General features: G+C 72.7%; 20 protein-coding genes. 9 read left to right on the top strand and 11 right to left on the bottom strand.

What is annotated here, in order from left to right:
* The coding region (locus D0D15_RS26640; RefSeq protein ID WP_115944830.1) for a bifunctional 3'-5' exonuclease/DNA polymerase at positions 1-1,368 on the top strand (1,368 nt) is incomplete at its 5' end.
* On the opposite strand, the gene hrpA is transcribed toward D0D15_RS26640, so the two are convergent.
* Positions 1,369-5,241, bottom strand: coding sequence for an ATP-dependent RNA helicase HrpA (hrpA, locus tag D0D15_RS26645; protein ID WP_094004103.1), 3,873 nt, complete (start codon positions 5,239-5,241; stop codon positions 1,369-1,371).
* A 44-nt stretch (positions 5,242-5,285) separates the two neighbouring features.
* Here hrpA and D0D15_RS26650 point away from each other — a divergent pair, with 44 nt between their 5' ends.
* On the top strand, positions 5,286-6,161 hold the full coding sequence (locus tag D0D15_RS26650) for a phosphotransferase family protein (protein WP_094004102.1): 876 nt from the start codon (positions 5,286-5,288) through the stop codon (positions 6,159-6,161).
* Here the strand turns inward: D0D15_RS26650 and D0D15_RS26655 are convergent.
* On the bottom strand, positions 6,094-7,257 hold the full coding sequence (locus D0D15_RS26655) for a lactate 2-monooxygenase (protein WP_094004101.1): 1,164 nt from the start codon (positions 7,255-7,257) through the stop codon (positions 6,094-6,096). The genes D0D15_RS26650 and D0D15_RS26655 overlap by 68 nt on opposite strands.
* A gap of 70 nt (positions 7,258-7,327) precedes the next feature.
* On the opposite strand from D0D15_RS26655, the gene D0D15_RS26660 reads away from it, so the two are divergent.
* Positions 7,328-7,966 (top strand): HNH endonuclease family protein, encoded by a 639-nt coding sequence (locus D0D15_RS26660; RefSeq protein ID WP_094004100.1) that lies wholly within the window; start codon positions 7,328-7,330, stop codon positions 7,964-7,966.
* 34 nt (positions 7,967-8,000) lie between these two features.
* The gene (locus tag D0D15_RS26665; RefSeq protein ID WP_094004099.1) at positions 8,001-8,975 is read left to right on the top strand and encodes a MerR family transcriptional regulator; all 975 of its coding nucleotides are present in this window, start codon (positions 8,001-8,003) and stop codon (positions 8,973-8,975) included.
* On the opposite strand, the gene D0D15_RS26670 is transcribed toward D0D15_RS26665, so the two are convergent.
* Both D0D15_RS26670 and D0D15_RS26675 read right to left on the bottom strand, forming a co-directional pair.
* A complete protein-coding gene (locus D0D15_RS26670; protein ID WP_094004098.1) occupies positions 8,896-10,077 on the bottom strand; it encodes a cation:proton antiporter in 1,182 nt (393 codons plus the stop codon). The genes D0D15_RS26665 and D0D15_RS26670 overlap by 80 nt on opposite strands.
* Positions 10,078-10,148: 71 nt before the next feature.
* Positions 10,149-10,469, bottom strand: a complete 321-nt coding sequence (locus tag D0D15_RS26675; protein ID WP_094004097.1) for a hypothetical protein — start codon at positions 10,467-10,469, stop codon at positions 10,149-10,151.
* 158 nt (positions 10,470-10,627) lie between these two features.
* Here D0D15_RS26675 and D0D15_RS26680 point away from each other — a divergent pair, with 158 nt between their 5' ends.
* Complete coding sequence (locus D0D15_RS26680; protein ID WP_115944831.1) at positions 10,628-11,842, top strand: Bcr/CflA family multidrug efflux MFS transporter; 1,215 nt, start codon at positions 10,628-10,630, stop codon at positions 11,840-11,842.
* 37 nt (positions 11,843-11,879) lie between these two features.
* Here D0D15_RS26680 and D0D15_RS26685 read toward each other — a convergent pair whose 3' ends face one another.
* From D0D15_RS26685 to D0D15_RS26705, 5 genes are all read right to left on the bottom strand, one after another.
* On the bottom strand, positions 11,880-12,203 hold the full coding sequence (locus D0D15_RS26685; protein WP_115944832.1) for a hypothetical protein: 324 nt from the start codon (positions 12,201-12,203) through the stop codon (positions 11,880-11,882).
* Positions 12,204-12,214: 11 nt separating this feature from the next.
* Positions 12,215-12,601, bottom strand: a complete 387-nt coding sequence (locus D0D15_RS26690) for a hypothetical protein (RefSeq protein WP_094004094.1) — start codon at positions 12,599-12,601, stop codon at positions 12,215-12,217.
* Positions 12,602-12,751: 150 nt separating this feature from the next.
* A complete protein-coding gene (locus D0D15_RS26695) occupies positions 12,752-13,579 on the bottom strand; it encodes an NBR1-Ig-like domain-containing protein (RefSeq protein WP_233157115.1) in 828 nt (275 codons plus the stop codon).
* Positions 13,580-13,760: 181 nt separating this feature from the next.
* Complete coding sequence (locus D0D15_RS26700) at positions 13,761-13,940, bottom strand: hypothetical protein (RefSeq protein ID WP_233157114.1); 180 nt, start codon at positions 13,938-13,940, stop codon at positions 13,761-13,763.
* 280 nt (positions 13,941-14,220) lie between these two features.
* Positions 14,221-15,441 (bottom strand): NAD(P)/FAD-dependent oxidoreductase, encoded by a 1,221-nt coding sequence (locus tag D0D15_RS26705; RefSeq protein WP_094004093.1) that lies wholly within the window; start codon positions 15,439-15,441, stop codon positions 14,221-14,223.
* 133 nt (positions 15,442-15,574) lie between these two features.
* Between D0D15_RS26705 and D0D15_RS26710 the strand changes: the two genes are divergently transcribed.
* Positions 15,575-15,775 (top strand): hypothetical protein, encoded by a 201-nt coding sequence (locus D0D15_RS26710; protein ID WP_017984299.1) that lies wholly within the window; start codon positions 15,575-15,577, stop codon positions 15,773-15,775.
* Here D0D15_RS26710 and D0D15_RS26715 read toward each other — a convergent pair whose 3' ends face one another.
* Entirely contained in the window at positions 15,776-16,780 is a 1,005-nt protein-coding gene (locus D0D15_RS26715) for a glycoside hydrolase family 172 protein (RefSeq protein ID WP_115944833.1), read from the bottom strand.
* 59 nt (positions 16,781-16,839) lie between these two features.
* Here D0D15_RS26715 and D0D15_RS26720 point away from each other — a divergent pair, with 59 nt between their 5' ends.
* From D0D15_RS26720 to D0D15_RS26730, 3 genes are read left to right on the top strand one after another with little or no spacing between them, the layout of a single operon-like run.
* Positions 16,840-17,661 (top strand): ABC transporter ATP-binding protein, encoded by an 822-nt coding sequence (locus D0D15_RS26720; protein ID WP_094004091.1) that lies wholly within the window; start codon positions 16,840-16,842, stop codon positions 17,659-17,661.
* An 11-nt stretch (positions 17,662-17,672) separates the two neighbouring features.
* Positions 17,673-18,329 carry an O-methyltransferase gene (locus D0D15_RS26725; protein ID WP_115944834.1) on the top strand — a complete coding sequence of 219 codons (657 nt, stop codon included), beginning with the start codon at positions 17,673-17,675 and terminating at the stop codon, positions 18,327-18,329.
* Positions 18,326-18,715 (top strand): NUDIX hydrolase, encoded by a 390-nt coding sequence (locus tag D0D15_RS26730; protein ID WP_094004089.1) that lies wholly within the window; start codon positions 18,326-18,328, stop codon positions 18,713-18,715. The genes D0D15_RS26725 and D0D15_RS26730 overlap by 4 nt, the downstream gene beginning before the upstream one ends.
* On the opposite strand, the gene D0D15_RS26735 is transcribed toward D0D15_RS26730, so the two are convergent.
* Positions 18,705-20,321 carry a transglycosylase domain-containing protein gene (locus tag D0D15_RS26735; RefSeq protein WP_094004088.1) on the bottom strand — a complete coding sequence of 539 codons (1,617 nt, stop codon included), beginning with the start codon at positions 20,319-20,321 and terminating at the stop codon, positions 18,705-18,707. The genes D0D15_RS26730 and D0D15_RS26735 overlap by 11 nt on opposite strands.
* Positions 20,322-20,329 lie beyond the last annotated feature (8 nt).

A 20,329-nucleotide genomic window follows, 5' to 3' on the forward strand; every position in this document is an offset into this window, starting at 1 on the left:
GCATACGTGGTCATGCCTAGGCTCGTGGGCTCGAGGAGGTATATAAGAGCCGGCTTCGAGACCCGCGCCTCCGGCCTCCCGCCCGGCACCAGCGTCGCCGACGCGGCCGCGGCCGTTCTCGCCGATCAGGAGCGCCGCATCAGGCACGTCGAGCACCCCGAGCGCTTCCGACTGCTCGTCGCGGCGGAGTCGGCCAGCGCGCTCGTCGCCGAGGAGATGCGGGCCGACGGGCTGCCCTGGCGCGCCGACGTGCACGACGCCCTCCTGACCGAGCTGCTCGGCCCCCGCGTGCCGGCCGGTCAACGGCCCAAGAAACTCGTCGAGCTGGCGGCGCGCATCACCGAAGCCTTCGGCGGCAAACCCGTCAACCCGGACAGCCCGCAGACCATCGTGCGTGCCTTCGGCCGCGAGGGCATCTCCATCCCCTCCGCACGGGCGCACGTCCTGCGCGACATCGACCACCCCGCCGTCCCGCTGCTCATCGAGTACCGCGAACTCTCCCGCCTGCACTCGGCCAACGGCTGGATGTGGCTCGACGAGTGGGTCGCCGACGGGCGGTTCCGGCCGGAGTGGGTGGTCGGCGGCGTCGTCTCCGGACGGTGGGCCAGCAGCGGCGGCGGCGCCCTCCAGATCCCGAAGACCCTGCGCGTGTGCGTGAAAGCCGACCCCGGCTGGAAGCTCGTCGTGGCCGACGCCGCCCAGCTCGAACCCCGCGTGCTGGCCGCCCTGTCCGGCGACCGCCGCCTGGCCGAGGCCTCCGCCTCCACCGACCTGTACGCCCGCCTGTCCGAAGCCATGTTCGCCGGCACCATGACCGCCGAGGAAGGCCGGCCCCGCGCGAAGATCGCCATGCTGTCCGCGATGTACGGCGGCACCGCCGGCGAAGCCGCGTCACTGCTCGCCCTGCTGCGGCAACGCTTCCCGGACGCGGTGTCCTATGTGGAGCGCGCCGCGCAGGCCGGGGAACGCGGCGAGCGCGTGCGGTCGCGGCTCGGCCGGGTCTCCCCCGCGCCGAGCGAAGCGTGGCGGGCCCTCACCGGCGGCGCGAACTCCGACGAGACCCGCGCCCGCCAGGCGGCCCGCAACTGGGGCCGCTTCACCCGCAACTTCGTCGTCCAGGCGAGCGCCGCCGACTTCACCGCCGTGCTGCTCGCGACCCTGCGGCGCAAGCTGCCCACGCCCGCGCACCTGGTGTTCTTCCAGCACGACGAGGTCATCGTGCACACCCCCGAGGACCTGGCGCCCCAGGTCGAGGCCGCCATCGGCGAGTCGGTCCCGGAGGCGGCCGCGCTCACGTTCGGCCCCGCCTGCCCCGTGCACTTCCCCATGCAACCGGCCACAGTGGACACCTACGCCGACGCGAAGTAGCTACGCGGCGGCCTTGTCCAGCGCGCGAATCACCCGCTTCAACGACACCGGGTGCGCCGTCCCCAGGGTCTGCGCGAAGAAACTCACCCGCAGCTCCTCGATCATCCACCGCACGTCGAGCAGCTCCGGCCCCGGCGTCACACCCGGCGGGAGCGCCGCGACGGCCGCCTCGTACTCGCCCGTCACCCACTCGACGTCGCGCAGCAGCTCGACGTCCTTCGCGCCCATCGACGGCAACTTCTCCAGCCGCCGCCCGATCCCGCGCAGGTACCGGACCAGGTGCGGCAGCCGGTCGAAACCCGTGCCGGTCACGAAACCCGGGTACACCAGCCGCGACAGCTGCTGCCGCATGTCCGCCAGCGACTCCGCCGGACCGCGGGCACCCTCCAGCGCGACCTCGGCCTCGTTGGCGGCCGTCAGGATCTTCTCGACCTCGGTGAGCACGTCCAGCACCGTCGGGTTCAGCGCACCGCGCACCTTCTCCAGCAGCACCGCGAACCCGGCCTCGTCCCACACCGGGCCGCCGTTGTCGGCCATCAGCTTGTCCACCGCGCAGTCCACGCAGTCCTCCAGCAGCGCCGCCACACCGCCGTGCGGGTTGCGGCTCAGCGCCAGCTTCGCCTGGTTGCTCAGCGAACGGTTGATGAACTTCATCGGCGAGGGCAGGTTGAGCCGCAACAGTTTCCGCGTGCCCTGCCACATCCGCTGCCGCTGCTGCACCGGCGTGTCCAGCATCCGCACGGCCACCGTGTCGCCCTCGTCGACCAGCGCCGGGTACGCCTTGACCTGGTGCCCGCGCCGCTTCCCGGCGAACACGCGCGGCAGCTCCCCGAACGCGGGCGTGGTCAGCCCGGCCCGCTCGATGCTGTCCGCGGCCGCCGAGATCGTCGCCCGCACCTCGCCGCTCAGCTCTTCCTTCAGCACCGCCAGGTCCTTGCCCTCGGCGAGCTTCCGGCGCTTGTCGTTGACCACCCGGAACGTAATCCGGAGGTGGTCGGGCACCGCGTCGAGCTGCCACGCGTCCGGCGGCACCGCCACCCCGCGCAGGGCTTCCAGCTCGCGGGCCAGCACGTCGAGCAGCGGGCCGTCCTCGGGGCCGACCCTGGACAGCACCTGCGCGGCGGTGTCCGGCGCCGGCACGAAGTTGCGCCGCAGCTGCTTGGGCAGCGACTTGATCAGCGCGGTCACCAGCTCCTCGCGCAACCCCGGCACCTGCCAGTCGAACCCGTCGGGCGTGACCTGGTTGAGCACCGCGACCGGGATGTGCACGGTGACCCCGTCGGCGTCGGCGCCCGGCTCGAACTGGTAGGTCAGCGGGAACCGCAGCGAGCCCTGCGTCCAGGTGTCCGGGTAGTCCGATTCGGACACCTGCTCCGCGGCCTCGTTGAGCAGCATGGTCTTTTCGAAGTTGAGCAGGTCCGGCTGCTTGTCGCGGACCTTCTTCCACCAGCTGTCGAAGTGCCGCGCGGAGACGACCTCTTCGCCGACGCGCTGGTCGTAGAACTCGAACAGCGTCTCGTCGTCGACCAGCAGGTCGCGGCGCCGGGCCCGGTTCTCCAGGTCCTCGACCTCGTCGAGCAGCGCCCGGTTCTCCTTGAAGAACTTGTGGCTGGTGTCCCAGTCGCCCTCCACGAGCGCGTGGCGGATGAACAGCTCGCGCGAGGTTTCCGGGTCGATGCGCCCGTAGTCGACCTTGCGCCCGACGACCAGCGGCACCCCGTAGAGCGTGACCCGCTCCGAGGCCATCACGGCGCCGCGCTTGCGCTCCCAGTGCGGTTCCGAGTAGGTGCGCTTGACGACGTGCTGCGCCAGCGGCTCGATCCACTCCGGCTCGATGCGCGCGTTGACGCGGCCCCACAGCTTCGAGGTCTCCACCAGCTCGGCCGACATCACCCAGCGCGGCTGCTTCTTGAACAGCGCCGAGCCGGGGAAGATCGCGAACCGGGTGCCGCGGGCGCCGAGGTAGTCGCCCTTCTCCGGGTCCTTGAGCCCGATGTGCGACAGCAGCCCGGCGATCAGCGCGGTGTGCACGCGCTGCGGGTCGGCCGGCTCGGAGTTGAGCGTGACGCCCAGCGGTTTGGCGAGCTGCCGCAGCTGGCTGCAGATGTCCTGCCACTCCCGCACGCGCAGGTAGTTCAGGTACTCCGCCTTGCAGCGCTTGCGGAACTGGCTGTTGGACAGCGTCTTCTGCAGCTCCCGCAGGTACTCCCACAGGTTCAGGTAGGCCAGGAAGTCCGAGGACTTGTCGGCGAACCGGGCGTGCTGCTGAGCCGCGGCCTCCTGCTTGTCCGCCGGCCGTTCGCGCGGGTCCTGGATGGACAGTGCGGCGGCGATGATCATCACCTCGCGCACGCACCCGGCACGCGCGCCCTCCAGCACCATCCGGCCCAGCCGCGGGTCGACGGGCAGCTGCGCGAGCTGACGGCCGATCTCGGTGAGCCGCCGCTCCTTCGCGGACTCCTCCAGCGCGCCGAGTTCCTGCAGCAGCTGGACACCGGCGGTGACCTGGCGGCGGTCCGGCGGGTCGACGAACGGGAACGCGGCCAGGTCGCCGAGGCCGAGCGAGGTCATCTGCAGGATGACCGACGCGAGGTTGGTGCGCAGGATCTCCGGGTCGGTGAACTCCGGCCGGGACAGGAAATCCTCTTCGCTGTAGAGCCGGATGCAGATACCGTCGGAGGTGCGGCCGCAGCGGCCCTTGCGCTGGTTGGCCGAGGCCTGCGAGACCGGCTCGATCGGCAGCCGCTGCACCTTGGTGCGGTGGCTGTAGCGGGAGATGCGCGCGGTGCCGGGGTCGATGACGTACTTGATGCCCGGCACGGTCAGCGACGTCTCGGCGACGTTGGTGGCGAGCACGATCCGCCGCCCGGTGTGGCGGCTGAACACGCGGTGCTGGTCGGCCGCGGACAGCCGCGCGTAGAGCGGCAGCACCTCGGTGTTCCGCAGGTCCATCCGGTTCAGCGCGTCCGCGGTGTCGCGGATCTCCCGCTCGCCGGAGAGGAACACGAGGATGTCGCCCGGCCCCTCGGCGCACAGCTCCTCGACGGCGTCGGCGATGGCGGTGACCTGGTCGCGGTCCTCGGACGCCGGGTCGTCGGGGTCGACGATCGGGCGGTAGCGCACCTCGACCGGGTAGGTGCGGCCGGACACCTCGACGATCGGCGCGTCGTCGAAGTGCTTGGAGAAGCGCTCCGGGTCGATGGTCGCCGAGGTGATGATCACCTTCAGGTCGGGGCGCTTGGGCAGGAGTTGCTTGAGGTAGCCGAGGATGAAGTCGATGTTGAGGCTGCGCTCGTGGGCCTCGTCGATGATCAGGGTGTCGTAGCGGCGCAGCATCCGGTCGCTCTGGATCTCGGCGAGCAGGATGCCATCGGTCATCAGCTTGACCATGGTGTCGTCGCCGGAGGAGTCGGTGAAGCGCACCTTGTAGCCGACCGTGCTGCCCAGCTCGGTCTTCAGCTCCTCGGCGATGCGCTCGGCAACGGTGCGGGCGGCCAGGCGGCGAGGCTGGGTGTGCCCGATCTGGCCGCGCACGCCCAGACCCAGCTCGAGGCAGATCTTGGGCAGCTGGGTGGTCTTGCCCGACCCGGTCTCGCCCGCGACGATCACCACCTGGTGGTCGCGGATCGCGGCGGCGATGTCGTCCTTGCGCTGGGAGACCGGCAGCTCGTCGGGGTAGCGGATCTCCGGCGCGCGGCGGCGCTGCACGCGGGCCTCGGCGGCGTCGATGTCGGCGGCGATCTCCCGCGCGACGCGGTCCTTGTCGCGCGCCCGGCGGGCACCGTCGAGCCGGCGGCGCAACCGGTGCTCGTCGCGCAGCATCAGGCCGGGCAGGCGGGCCCGGAGGTCTTCGAGGGGGGATCGCGTAGACATACGGCTCCCAGGATAGCTCCGCGCGATCCGGCTAGCCTGCGAATATGTCCGCACCACACCTGGAGTGGCTCCGGGAGCTGGGCCTGGACGGGCTGCGCCGCCGCGCGTTGCCCGGCGGGTACCGGGGAGCGGTCTGGTCGCTGGACGACCGGTACGTGCTCAAAGCGGGCGGACGGCCCGCGGTCGAGGCCGCGCTGGCCAGGCTGGTGCCCGGGATCGCGCCCGAGGTGATCGCGGTCACCGAGGACGCGTCGGTGTCGGTGTTCGTGCCGGGCACCAGTGTCGAGGTGCTGCTGGCGGAGCTTCCCGCCGCCGACGCCCGCGAGCTGGGTCACGCGGCCGGGCGCACGCTCGCCCGGATCGGCGAGGTGCGGTTCGAGCGGCCGGGCTGGTTCGCCGACGGCGAGTTGCGGCTGGGCGAGCTGCCCGGCGACCTGGCCGAGTTCGTGCGCGACTGCCTGTCCCGGCGGCACCCCGGCTGGCCGCTCACCGCGGCCGAAGAGCGCGGGCTCCTCGCACGGGCCCGGGAGTGGGCGCCGCTGGTGCCCTCCGGCGCGGCGCGCCTGGTGCACTCCGACTTCAACCCGAAGAACCTGATCGCCGCCCGCACCGGCGACCGCTGGCGGGTGACCGTGCTGGACTGGGAGTTCGCGCACAGCGGCAGCCCGCTCACCGACCTGGGCAACGTGCTGCGCTCCGGCGACAGCCCGTTCACCGAAGGCGTCCTGGCGGGCTACGGTCCGCGGCCGCAGGGCTGGCGCGAAGCCGCCCGGGCGCTGGACCTGTTCGCGCTCGCGGACTTCCTCACCCGTCCGCCCCGCGAGCCGCTGGCGTCGCGGCTGCTCGGTGTGGTCAGGACCGCTGCAGGGACTCCGGGCCCAGCTCGGCGATCGAGTGGTGGCCGGTCAGCGCCAGGCTGATGTCGAGGTCCGCGAGCAGGCTGCGCAGCACGTGACGCACGCCGTCCTCGCCCGCGTGGCCCAGGCCGTACACCCAGGGCCGCCCGACGAGCACAGCCTTCGCGCCCAGTGCCAGTGCCTTCAGGATGTCCGCGCCGGTCCGCACGCCGGAGTCGAACAGCACCTCGATGCGGTCGCCCACCGCGGTGGCGATCGGCGGCAGCGCCTCCAGCGACCCGATCGCGCCGTCGACCTGCCGTCCGCCGTGGTTGGACACCACGATGCCGTCCATCCCGGCGTCCACCGCGCGCCGCGCGTCGTCGACGTGCTGGATGCCCTTCAGCACGATCGGGCCGTCCCAGTGCTCGCGCAGGAACGGCAGCTGGTCCCAGCTGTGGTCGGTGCCGGTGAACAGCGACACCCACCGCAGGATCGCCGACGGCATGTCGTCCTCGGGCGCCTTCTCCAGCAGCGCGCGGAAGGCCGGGTCGGACAGCGGCGTGGCCAGGCCCTCGCCCTGGAGGAACGGCAGGTAGGCGGAGTCGAGGTCGCGCGGGCGCCAGGCCAGGGTCCAGGTGTCGAGCGTGACGACGAGCGTGGTGTAGCCGGCCCGCTTCGCGCGGGTCAGGATGCTCGCGGTGACGTCGGAGTCCGACGGCCAGTACAGCTGGAACCAGCGCGGGCCGTCGCCGGAGGCCTCGGCGACCTCCTCGATCGTGCGCGACGCGGCGGTGGACAGGATCATCGGCAGGCCCAGCGCCGCCGCGGCCCGCGCCGTCGCCAGCTCCGCGTCCGGGTGCACGATCGACTGCACCCCGACGGGCGCGAGCAGCACCGGCGCGGGCAGTTCGGTCCCGAGCACGGTGGCCGACGTGGTGCGGGCGGTCGCGTCGGTGAGCATGCGCGGCACGAGCTTCCACTTGCCGAACGCCGCGCGGTTGGCGTCCATCGTGGCGCCGGAGCCCGCGCCGCCCGCCACGTAGCCGTAGGCCTCCGGGGTCAGCACCGCGCGGGCCGATTCCGCCAGGCGCGTGGGGTCGGTCGTGAACGGCGGCTTCGTCCCGCCGAGCCCGTGCAGGTAGATCTCGTTCTGGTAGCCACCGAACCGCTCGGCCACGCGCACCTCCTCGTCGACACGCCGGAGACCGCAGCGTACCGCCGGTACTTGATCACCTAGCCTCAGCGGCGTGAAGGCTCGGGTGTGGGTGCCGTTCCTGGTCGTGGTGGCGGTCGCGGTTCTGGTGGTGGTGTGGCGGCCCGGTCCGGTGCCGCCGTCGAAGGCGAACCCGGGCACCGATCCGGGAGTGGCGCGGCAGCAGCTCGCCGAGCTGCCGGTCAAGCCGCGCGGCACGCTCAACGGCTACTCCCGCGAGAAGTACCCGCACTGGGACACCGTCGAGGGCACCTGCAACACCCGCGAGGAGGTGCTCAAGCGCTCGGGCCAGAACGTGGTGGTGGGCAAGGACTGCTCGCCCACCTCGGGCACCTGGGTCAGCCCCTACGACGGCGCGACCTGGACCAAAGCGTCCGATGTGGACATCGACCACCTGGTGCCGCTCGCGCAGAGCTGGGTCAGCGGGGCGTCGGCGTGGACGCAGGCTCAGCGCGAGGCGTTCGCCAACGACCTGGTGCGCCCGCAGCTGTGGGCGGTCACCGACAACGTCAACCAGGCCAAGAGCGACAAGGCGCCGGACGAGTGGAAGCCGCCGCTGGAGTCGTTCTGGTGCACCTACGCCATCGACTGGATCGAGGTCAAGCACCACTACCAGCTGTCCGTCACGACGGCCGAGCGGGCGGCGCTGACCGACATGCTGACCCGCTGTTGACCTTCGACCTCCTCGAAGCCGCAGAATCGGCGCCATGCTGACCATCAGCGCGTTCGCGCGGCGGGCCGGGCTCACGCCCAGCGCGCTGCGCTTCTACGACGACTGCGGCGTGCTCGCGCCGGCCCGCGTCGACGCGGTCACCGGCTACCGCTACTACCGCGAGGACCAGGTCGAGCGGGCCGTCCGGCTGCGCGAGCTGCGTGCCGCGGGCCTGCCGCTGGCGCAGGTCACGACGGTGCTCGACGGGCCGCCCGCACAGGCGCGTGCGGTGCTGGAGGCGCACCGGCGGCGGCTGCGGGAGGACTTCCGGGCCGCGTCGGAGGCGGTCGGCCGCCTGCTGCCGGGGCCGGTCCGGGTCGCCGGCCTCGACCTGGCGAGCGCGATCCGGCAGGTCGCGCCCGCCGCGGGCGCGCCGCTGGACTTCGTGCTGATCGAGGCCGACGGCGACGAGGTCCGCGTCGTCGCCACCGACCGCTACCGGCTCGCGCTGCGGGTCCTGCGTCCCGTGCACGGCGGCACCGGCCGGTTCGTGACGCCCGCGCGGGAGCTGGCCGCGCTCGGGCCGTGGCTCGCGCGGCAGGACGAGGTGACCCTCGACGACACGACACTGCCGCTCGTGGACGAGACGTTCCCGGACTACCGCGCCGTGCTCGACGCGCTGCCGGCGCCGGAGCAACGAGTCGTCGTCGACCGGGCCGCGCTCCGGGACGCGCTGCCCGCGACCGGCCCGGCCGAGCTGGTCCTCGGACCGGACCGGCTGACCGTCGGCGGCACGACGGTGCCCGCCATCACCGGCGACGACCTGCGCATCGGCTTCGACCCCGCCGTGCTGGGCGCGGCGCTCGAAGCGGGCGTCGGGCCCGACGTGCTGCTGGAGTTCGCCGGGCCGCTGCGGGTCGCCCGCGTGCGATCGGCCGATCAGGGCTCGTTCACGACACTGGTGATGCCCGTCGCGCTCGGAACAGCCGGGCCAGGCTCGCCGACCGCAGCACCGCCAGCGGGCCGATGATCGCGAGCAGCAGCACGTAGCCCGCCACGAACGGCGCGACCCGGGAGTCCAGCCCGGCCGCCGCCGCCAGCGTCGCCAGGACCAGCGAGAACTCGCCGCGGGTGAGCACGGTGAGGCCGATGTTCAGCCCGGCCTGGCCGTCGAAAGAGTGCAGCTTCGCCGCGATCGCGCCCGCGGCGAGGTTCAGCACGAGCGTCAGCGCCACGGCGATCAGCACCGGCACCACGACCGTGCCGACCGCGCCGGGGTCGATGCTGAGCCCGAAGATGAAGAAGAACAACGCGCCGAACGCGTCCCGCAGCGGCAGGACCAGCTTGTGGATGCGCGGCGCGACCTTCGACCCGCCGAGCATCATGCCGACCATGAACGCGCCGATCGCGTCGGAGACGCCCAGTTCCTCGGCGACCGCGGCACCCAGCACGGCGACCCCGACGAAGCACACGGTCAGCAGCTCGTCGTCGGCCGACCCGAACAGCTTCGACACCAGCCGGCCACCCCACCGCGCCAGCGCGGCCAGCGCCAGCAGGAAGCCGAGGGCCTTGCCGAAGTCGGCGAGCGCGGGCCAGAACGAGTCGGCGCCGGACAGCACCGGCTGCAGCAGCGCCAGGTACAGCGCGAGGAACAGGTCCTCGATCACGATGATGCCCATGATCAGGCGCGATTCCGGGTGACGCGTGCGGCCGGTTTCGACGAGCAGCTTGGTCACGATCGCCGACGACGAGATCCCGATCGCGCCCGCGATCACCAGGGCTTCGCTGGAGCCCCAGCCGAGCAGGAACCCGAAGGCCAGCCCGCCGCCGATGTTGAGCGCGAGGTAGACCAGGCCGGACACGGCGAGCTTGCGGCCGCCCTTGGCGAGGTCGTCGAGCGAGAACTCCAGGCCGAGGTAGAACAGCAGGAACACCAGGCCGAGCCCGGCGAGCACGCTCAGCTCGCCGGGGTCGTGCACCAGGGACAGGCCGGGCGTGTTGGGGCCGAAGATGAACCCGGCCAGCATGAACAGGGGGATCGTGGGCAGCCCGATGCGGGCGCCGGCTCTGGCCAGCACGCCGGCGGCGAGGAAGGCGCCGCCGACGGCGAGCAGGGCGTGTCCGGTGTGCATGTCGTGAAGTCCCTCCAGGGCAGGGCGAAGCACACCGCGGTGCGACGCGGTGTGCGGATGGGTCCGGGGCCTTACCTGGAGGGCGGCGCGCGGGCGCCGAGAGCGGTGCCCGGCTCGTGGGTGAGCGGCGCGACGGCGGGCGCGGGCGGGTCTTCCGCGTGCGCGTCCGGTGGTCGCGGCGCGGCGATCGGCGGCAGGTCCGCGACCGGCAGCGGAGTGGCCGTGACGTGCGGCAACGGTTCCGCCGCGAGGGCGGCGATGCCGTCCGGCACGGGTGGGTGCGGGTGGTTCTCCGGCGTCGTCGGCGTGACGAGGCTGAGCAGCAGCAGCGCCAGGACGAGGAGGGCGCGGACGGACCGGTGCCGGGAAGGTGATCCCAGCTTCCGCCGCACGGTACTCCCCTCGACATCGGTCCGGTATGTCCAGTATACCAGACAGTAGAGTCCACAGTGGACTGATCGACCTCGGGTGTTCCGCGCCACAACAGGGAATGCGGATGCGATCTCCGGTGTTCGGTGTTGCCGGGTGGATCCGGTCGAGTGGAGGCGGTTTGAGCACGACAGCGGTCACGGCACCGGTGAAGACCAGGCCCGGAACCCTGCGGTACGCGCTGATCCTCGGCGGGCTGTCGGCGTTCGCGCCGCTGTCGATCGACATGTACCTGCCCGCGCTCCCCCGGATGGCGGACGACCTGCACAGCTCCGCGCCGACGCTGCAGCTGACGCTGACCGCGTTCATCATCGGGCTGGCGCTCGGGCAGCTGATCGCCGGGCCGCTGTCCGACTCGCTCGGCCGCCGCCGTCCGCTGCTGGCCGGGCTGGTGCTCTACGCCGTCGCGTCGGTCCTGTGCGCGGTGAGCCCGACCGCGGAACTGCTGGTCGCGGGGCGGTCGGTGCAGGCGCTGGGCGCGGCGGCCGGGATGGTGATCGCACGGGCGTGCGTGCGCGACCTGTTCGCCGGCACCGCGATGACGAAGTTCTTCTCGATGTTGATGCTGGTCAGCGGTCTCGCGCCGATCCTGGCGCCGGTGATCGGCGGGCAGGTGCTGCGGCTGACGTCGTGGCGCGGGGTGTTCGTGGTGCTGGCCGTGTTCGGCGCGCTGCTGCTCCCGGCCGGGGCGGTGGCGATGCCCGAGACGCTGCCTGCGCAGCGCCGCCGCCCGGCCCGGATCGGCTCGACGCTGCGCGGGTACGGGGTGCTGCTGCGGGACCGGTCGTTCGTCGGGTACGCGCTGTCGGCCGGGCTGATGTTCGCCGGGCTGTTCGCCTACATCTCCGCGTCGTCGTTCGTGCTGCAGGAGCTGTACGGGCTGAGCCCGCAGGAGTACAGCCTGGTGTTCGGCGCGAACGGGCTGGGGATCGTGATCGCCGGGCAGGTCAACGGGCGGATCGTGGGCCGGGTGGCCGAGCGGACGCTGCTGACGGTCGGCCTGTGCGCCTCGGCCGTCGGTGGGATCGGGGTGCTGGCGGCGGCGGTGGCGGGGCTGCCGCTGGGGGTGCTGCTGGTGCCGCTGCTGGTGATGGTGTCGAGCATCGGGCTGGTCATGCCGAACGCGTCGTCGCTGGCGCTGGCCGAGCACCCGCACAACGCCGGGGCGGCGTCCGCGCTGCTCGGGGTGATGCAGTTCGTGGTCGGCGGGCTGGCCACCCCGCTGGTGAGCATGGGCGACGAGGCGAGCGCGGTGCCGATGGGGGCGGTGATGGCGTCGTTCGCCGTGGTGGCGCTGGTGGTGTTCGCGACGCTGACCCGCAGGCGGACGGCCTGACACCGGGCCGCCCGGTTCGGGCGGCCCGGCGCGCCCCTCAGCGGGCGACGGTCTTGACGACGCCGCCGTTGTACTCGAAGTCGATGCCGCCGCCGCACTCGACGTGCTTGCCGTTCTTGAAGTAGACGGTGATGTTGCCCTTGCACTCGAACGCCTGGAAGCCGGTCCAGGTGCGGGTGCCCGGCTGCAGGCAGAGCGCGTCCTTGCCGGGGCGGCGGATGTAGCCGGAGTAGCCCGGGCCGCAGGTGGTGATGATGTCCTGGTCGGCCACCACCGCCGAGGTGGGCGCGGGGGTGGCCGACGCCGTCGCGGGCAGGGTCGCCGCGGTCGTGGCGATGGCCGCGAGCAGGAGGGTGCGCATGTCGTGGCCTTTCAGTAGCAGCGGGCGGAGGAGATGGCGTAGGTGTAGTTGTTGGACAGGTTCGAGGTCACGTCGAACGCGATCTCGTAGCCGATCGGCGGCTCGCCGAACACGTCGGTTCGCACGGTGTGCTCCTTGCCCGGCGCGATGACGCCCTTCCACAGCTGCTTCTTCCACTTCACGTCCCGGATCACCAGCGCCAGGCCGCGGAAGTCGTGGTTGTGGACCTTGATGTGGATGACCTGGTCGGCCAGCACCCGGGCGGTGGTGGTCTGGCCGCCCATGAGCGAGCCGCCGGCGCACACCTTCTCCGCGGCCGACGCCTGCGGTGCCACGAGCAACGGGAGCGCCGCCGCGAGGGGCAGCGCGGCGGCCAGCGTCCTGATCGATTTCCGCATCCGGGATCTCCTTCGTCGGGTGTTACTGGCGCCGACGCTAGAGAGGTCTGGACCACCGGCGGAAGATCCGCACCGGCCACCCCGCGTCCGGTGGCCAAATCCGGATGTCCACGCAGGTCAGCGCTTTGGCCACCGGGGTGGGTGGCCAACTCAGCCGGCCACCCGGACGAAGAAGTACGCCGCGTGGGCGCCGGGCAGGAGCAGCCGGCCCGCGCTGTCGGTCATCTTGAAGTACACCTGGCAGTACCCGGGCTCGTCCGGCGCGCGCACCTCGACCGAGACGCGCACGGACTGGCCGGGCGGTGTCTCCGGCACGGGCACGACCGCGGGCGTCTGGCAACCGTCGCCGGGGCCGAAGCCGGCCTCGCGGCGCAGGGCGCGGTCCACCCACGGCACGGTGCCGGTGTTGCGGAACTCCCACGTCTTGACGAACCGCGCGCCGGTCGGCACCACGGTGCCGTCGGGCACGGTCACGTCCGCGATGAACTCGGACGCGTCGCCGGGGATCAGCGGCGGGAGGGTGGCGGCCTGCGTGGTCACGGGCTCCGGCGTGCGCAGCACCGCGACCCCGGCGACGACGCCGATCGCCAGCACGACGGTCGCCGCGGCGGCGAGGACCACCAGGCGACCCCGGCGGCGCGGGGCGGGCGACCGTTTCGCCGCGCCGTCACGGACCCGTTCCCAGTCGGCGCGCCAGCGGGCCCGGACCTCGTCCTCGTGCTCGCCGAGCACCCCGACGGCGAGCACGCGCACGAACTCCCAGGTGGTGTCCCAGGACGGCAGCCGCTGCCCGCGCGCGGCGGCCGAGAGGGCGGACTTCGAGGCGAGCGCGCCCAGCTCGGTGCGCATCCGGTCGTAGGAGGGATCACCCGCCGAGCGCTTGAGGGCCCACAACCGGTGCGCGAACGCGGCCACCGGACCGGCCGCCGGATCCGGACAGCTGGCGACCCGGCCCCGCCTGGCCCCTTCGTTGATCACGAGGATCGAGGGTATTGGCGCATTGCTCCGATCGGGTGATCCGGGGGCCAGGTTCAGCCGAGCAGGTGGCTCTCGCGCAGGTGCGACACGCTCGGTTGGGCCGGTCGCGGGGGCCGGGCAGCTGGCGCCCCAGGGCCCCTCGTTGATCACAAGGACCGAGGGGGTGCACCCCCGCCCAGGTTCAACCAACCACCTGGCTCTCGTGCAGATGTGCCACCAGTTCGTCGCGGGGTGGGCCGGCTGGGGGTGGTGGTTCGAGGCTGGCCAGGATGCACGCGATGCGGTTGTGCAGGGCGTGGTCCTCGTCGAACGTCGTGACCCGGTCCAGTAGCCCGATTCGCCGGATGGTGCGTCGCAGCACCAGGTCGTCGTGCGGGGCAACGGCCTGGTTCGGCGGCGACCGCGCGGCGCAGTGCCCATTCGACGAGCGGGCGGCGCGCCCACAGGTAGACCAGGTCTTCGTCGCCCGGTTCGCGGGTGCCGTGCAGCTTCCCACTCGGCCAGCAGCTTCCGGCCGCGGGGGCCCGGAACAACGCGTTCCTCACCCGGGCGGCAGTGGGATGCCGAGAAGGGCGCCACGCCGGCCGGGCTCGCGGAGATCGTGCGAGCTACCCGGCGGTGATCGACCACTACGGGCGGCCTCACCCGAGCGCGGCCAGGTCTCCCTCGCGCAGCTGGTCCGCCGTCACCGTCGTCTCGCCGTCGACCAGTGCCTTCAGCGTGTCGCCGTCGTCCCACATGTTCACGTTCATCGCCGCCGTGACGTGGCCGTTCCGCAGCCAGAACGCGGTGAACTCGCGCTTGCCCAGGTCGCCGCGGACCACCAGTTCGTCCCGCTCCGGGTCGGCCAGGCCGCGGTACTCGCAACCGAGGTCGTACTGGTCGGTGAAGAAGTACGGCGTGCGCGTGTACTGCTCCTGCCCGCCGGCCAGGTTCGCCGCCACGTGCGCTCCCTGGTTCTTCGCGTTCGCCCAGTGCTCGACGCGCACGCGGCGCCCGTAGCGCGGGTGCCACTGCGCCGCGATGTCGCCCGCCGCGTACACGCCCGGCGCCGCCGTGCGCAGGGACGCGTCCACGGCCACGCCACCCGAGTCGGCCAGCTCCAGCCCGGCCGCGTGTGCCAGGCCGACCCGGGGCGCGGCGCCGACGGCGACCAGCACCACGTCCGCGGGCAGCTCACCGCCGTCGGCCAGCCGCACGCCCGCGACCCCGCTCGGACCACCGGTGACCCGCTCGATCCCGCTGCCCAGCCGCCACCGCACGCCGTGCTCGGTGTGCAGCTCGGCGAACACCTTGCTGATCTCCGGCCCGAGCGCCCACAGCGGCCCGGGCAGCACGTCCACCATCGTGACCTCGGCGCCGTGGTGCCGCGCCGCCGCCGCGGCCTCCGTCCCGATCCAGCCGGTGCCGATCACCACCACCCGCGGCGAGCCGGTGAACGCCGACCGCAGGGCGAGCGCGTCGTCGAGGGTGCGCAGCGTGTAGACGCCGGGCAGGTCCACCCCGGGCACCGGCAGCGTCCGCGGATGCGACCCGGTCGCCAGCAGCAGCCGGTCGTAGGAGTGCCGCCCGCCGCGCGCGTCCAGCACCGCCCGCGCCCCCAGTTCGATCCGGGTCGCGCTGGTGCCGGAGCGCAGGTCGATGCCGTTCTGCGCGTAGAAGTCCGCGTCCCGCACCCAGTCCGGCTCGTCGCCCTCGCCCAGGAGGATCCGCTTCGACAACGGCGGCAGCTCGTAGGGCCGGTGCGCCTCCGCGCCGAGGACCACCACGTCGCCGTCGTAACCGTTCTCGCGCAGGGCCGCCGCGGCCGACGCACCGGCCAGCCCGGCGCCGACGATCAGGATCCGCTTCGGCTCGGACATGGGCCGCTCCTCATCCGTGTGATCCGTGCCACCCGACGCTACTGCGGACACTTTTTCCGCGCCACCGCGTCACGCCCGCCCCGCTGCGCCGTCCCTCTGTCACCCGCAACACCACCGAAGGAAGGCGACGGACGTGGCGGCTCGAGACGAATGGTCGATCAGCTGCCGGGACCTGGCCGGCAGGCGGCGTGACCTGACGGTGTTCGTGAGCAGCGGACGGGTGGTCCTGGTGGCTCCACCGGGCGAAGCCGCGGTGCTCGAACCGCTGGACGTCGGCCGGCTGCGCGCGGCACTGCGCGACGCGGTCGTCGTGGTCGGCGAACGGTCCCAGTAGTCACTCCAGATCCGCGACGGCCGCGGCGCCGTCCACCGGCGGCACCGGCTGGGCCCGCTCGCACACCGTGAACGCGGCCGCGCAGTAGTCGTCCACGCGCTCGACCAGACCACCCCGGTCGGCGCCGATCTGCTGCAGCGTCACCCGCAGGTCCGTGCTGAACATGATCGGATCGAGCACGTGCCAGCGGTAGAACCCGACGTACTTCGGGATCGGGCCGCGGCCGGACACCTCCAGCGGCGCACCCGCGTACAGCCCGGCGTGCGGGCCCATCCCCCACGCCGAACCGACGTAGTCCTCCAGCCCGGTCCCGCAGATCGTGGGGTACTCGCGGTCCCCGTCGCGGTAGATCTTCACCTCGCCCTCGCCGTACCACTGGCCGCCGTCGATCGGCCGCACCCCGCCGACCCAGCCGAGGAACCGGCCCGGGCCGCGCAGCCCCTCGGTCACCACGAAGTCCCGCTTCGACACCGTCGGGTTCTCGCGGCGGAAACCCACGTGCAGCCGCCCCGACGGGGATTCGCCGAGGGTGTAGTCGATCTGGAAGTACAGGACGATCGGGTCCGGGTTGCCGTTGACCAGGTCGACGCGGATGCGCTCGCCGAAGGCCATCGGCAGGTAGCTGTTGAAGCCGCGGGCCTCCGGCATGCTGGTCAGCGCGCTGGAGTAGGCGACCGGGCGGCCGTGCGGTGAGCCGAAGAAGTCCAGGCACGGCACCGAGACGCTGGGGTAGGACAGGCCGCCGTAGCGGACTTCGAGGTGGACGGCTCGCATGCGGGCCGGCCGGTCCGGCGGGAACGTCATCCAGATGTGCCGGATCGTGCCCGGCCCGGCGAGGTCGGCGAGGGTGACGCGCTCACCGCCCTCGATGACCCGGCTGGGGGCGCCCTTGCGGCCGCCGCCGGCCCGGCCGGCGGCGCCGCGCTCGCCGGTCGGGTTCTCGAAGGTGACCGCCCGCGAGTCGAGCACGGGCGTGACGCGGGTCAGATCCGTGACGTCGAACACCCTGCCAAGGTAAGCACGGTCCGTACCGTTTGCCTAACTTGTAGGTTAGCCTAACCTCTATGACCCAGACCGTGGATCTTGTCGCCGAGCCGACCACCAGCACCCGGCTGCACGGTGACGGCCTGACGTTGGGGTACGACGGACGGGTCGTCGCCGAAGATCTCTCGGTCACCATTCCGGACCGGTCGTTCACCGTGATCGTCGGGCCGAACGCGTGCGGCAAGTCCACGCTGCTGCGGGCGCTGAGCCGGCTGCTGAAGCCGCGGCAGGGCATGGTCTACCTGGACGGCGAGGTCATCACGTCGCTGCCGGCCAAGCAGGTCGCGCGCAAGCTGGGGCTGCTGCCGCAGAGCTCGATCGCGCCGGACGGCATCACGGTGGCCGACCTGGTGTCCCGCGGCCGGTACCCGCACCAGCGGCTGCTGCGGCAGTGGTCGCGCGAGGACGCCGAGGTGGTCGAGCGCTCGATGGCCGCCACCGGCGTGACCGAGCTGGCCGACCGCATGGTGGACGAGCTGTCCGGCGGGCAGCGGCAGCGCGTGTGGCTGGCGATGGCGCTGGCGCAGGAGACCGAGCTGCTCCTGCTCGACGAGCCGACCACGTTCCTGGACATCGCGCACCAGATGGACATCCTCGACCTGTGCGCGCAGCTGCACGCCGAGCAGGGCCGCACGCTGGTCGCGGTGCTGCACGACCTCAACCACGCGGCCCGCTACGCCACGCACCTGATCGCCATGCGCGGCGGTGAGGTGCTCGCGACCGGCACGCCGGAGGAGGTCGTGACCGCCGAGCGCGTCGAGGAGATCTTCGACCTGCCGTGCTCGGTCATCCCGGACCCGGAAACCGGAACTCCGTTGGTCATCCCGAAGGCCCGCCGGTAGTTTCGGCTCTTGTGAGCCAGGACGTGTGGAGCGCGGTCGACGACTACGTCGGCCGGACGCTCATCCCAGCCGACCCGGTGCTCGACGACGTGCGGGCCGCCACGGCCGACGCCGGGCTGTGGCCGATCGCGGTGTCCCCGCCCCAGGGCAAGCTGCTGCACCTGCTGGCGCGGATGCACGGCGCCCGCTCGATCCTGGAGATCGGCACGCTCGGCGGGTACAGCACGATCTGGCTGGCGCGGGCGCTGCCGCCGGACGGCAGGCTGGTGACGCTGGAGGCGGACCGCAAGCACGCGCAGGTGGCGGAGAACAACCTCGACGCGGCGGGGTTCGGCGAGATCGTCGAGGTCAAGGTCGGCAAGGCGCTGGACACGCTGCCGTCCGTCGAGGGGCCGTTCGACCTGATCTTCATCGACGCGGACAAGCCGAACAACCCCGAGTACTTCCGGTGGGCGCTGCGGTTGTCGCGGCCGGGCTCGGTGATCATCGTGGACAACGTGGTTCGGGACGGCGCGCTCGCCGACGCCGGCAGCACGGACCCCGCGATCGTCGCCACGCGCGAGATGCACGAGCTGATCGCCGCCGAGCCGCGGGTGGAGGCGACCGTGGTGCAGACGGTGGGCTCGAAGGGTTACGACGGGTTCACGCTCGCGCTGGTGACGCGGTGATCGACAAGGTCGCCTGGCTGCGGGTGGAGGACGGCCGCGTGCTGGCGGCGCGTTCGCACGGCAAGTCGGCGTGGTACCTGCCGGGCGGCAAGCGCGAGCCGGGCGAGAGCGACGTGGCGACGCTGGTGCGGGAGGTCGCCGAGGAGCTGGCGGTGTCGATCGACCCGGCGACCGCCGTGCACACCGCGACGATCGAGGCGCCCGCCGACGGGCAGGCGCAGCTGCTGCGGATGACCTGCTACACGGCCGACTACCAGGGCACCATCACGCCCTCGGCCGAGGTCGCGGAGGTGGCCTGGCTCGGCTACGCCGACCGCCACCGCGGCTCCCGCGCGTTCCAGCAGGTGTTCGAGGAGCTGCGCCGCCGCGGGGACCTCACCGCGTAGCCGGCTCCGGCGACATCACCTCGCGCCAGATGTCCGCGGGCAGGGTGGCGCCGGTCAGGGGCACGCCCTGCCAGTCCGTGCGCGGGCGTTCCTCGTCGCCGCCGACCCACACCACCGTGGCCATCGACGCGCTCGCGCCGGCCATCCACGCGTCGGACGTGCCGTACTCGCCCGGGGCCGCGTCAGCCTGCAGAACGGCCTCGCGCGGCAGGGCGGGCACCGGCGGCGTGTCCCAGCGCCACACCACCTCGTCGCCGCGGCGCACCTCGGCCACGAAGTGCGGCGTGACCCGCAGACCGCCGTTCGCGAAGGTCGCGTGCACGCCCGCCAGGTCCAGCGGCCGCAACCGGTAGGTGCCCTCGGCGATCGAGGACGCGATGTGCACCCCGTCCGGCGCCGTCAGCGTCCGCGTGCCGTCCAGGAACTCCGGGATCCCGGCGTCGTAGGCGGTCTGCCGGATCTTCGGCCCGGTCACGACGGGCGGATCATCCGCACGGGCGCGGAACTCCGCCACGCGCACGACCGGCTGGAACGCCGTGCCCGGACGGCGCGGGGTCACGGCGTAGTCCGTGACGCCCCAGTTCCCGCCGGCGTAGGCGGCCACCCCGCCGTCGCCCGGCGACACGGACACCACCGCCGCCCGCAGCTCCGCGGGCTCTCCCGTGAGCCGGTCCCGCGCCGCCCGCTCGGCGCGGCCCTGGGCGGCCCGGTCGAGGGTAGTGCGCACGGCCAGTCCCTCCCGGCGCAGCCGTGTCAGCGGCCACCCCTGCGCCTCCAGCTCGGTGAGCACCTGCTGGCGGATGTGGGAGTCGCTGTAGGAGCTCCGCCCGGCACGCGTCTCGTGCGGATCGAGGACCCGCGGGTACGTCATCGTGGACCGTTCGGCCGCCGACACGTACCCGCGCTCGGCGAGCTTGTTCGCCGCGTAGGTCCAGCGTCGCGCGGCCTGCTCGGGACCGGCGGTCGCCGGGTCGTGCCCGTACGGCGCCTGCAGCAGGCCGGCCAGGAACGCGGCCTCGCTCCAGGAGATGTCGGCGAGCGGTTTGCCGAAGTACGCCTGCGCGGCGGCCGCCGGACCGTGCGTGTTGCGGCCGAAGGAGATGATGTTGACGTAGCTTTCGAAGATCTGTTCCTTGCTCTGCCGGTCGGTGATCTTCGTCGCCAGCACCAGCTCCTTGAACTTGCGGAACAGGGTCGCGTCGTCCTCGCCGGTGGAGTTCTTGACGTACTGCTGGGTGATGCCCGACCCGCCGCCGACGCCGGTGACCATCGCACGCGCGATGCCGGTCGGCTCGAACCCGCCGTTGGTCCAGAACGTGGGGTCCTCGACAGCGACGATCGCGTCGACCAGCTTGCGCGGGATCAGCGCGTAGGGCGTGAACGTGCGGTCACCGTCCGGCGGCACGACCCGCATCAGCTCGCCGCCGTCCGCGTACTGGATCACCACGGTCTTGTCGAGGTCGGCCAGCACCTCCTGCGGGCTGCGCACGTCCCACACCAGGTACCCGATCGCGAACGCGATCGCCGGGACGCCGACGAAGAGCCCGGTCAGGACGTACGCGACCCGCCGGGCCCGCCGCCACCACCGCCTGCGTTGCTTCTCCACGCACTACA

The sequence above is a fragment of the Amycolatopsis thermalba genome, from assembly GCF_003385215.1.
Lineage (GTDB): Bacteria > Actinomycetota > Actinomycetes > Mycobacteriales > Pseudonocardiaceae > Amycolatopsis_E > Amycolatopsis_E thermalba.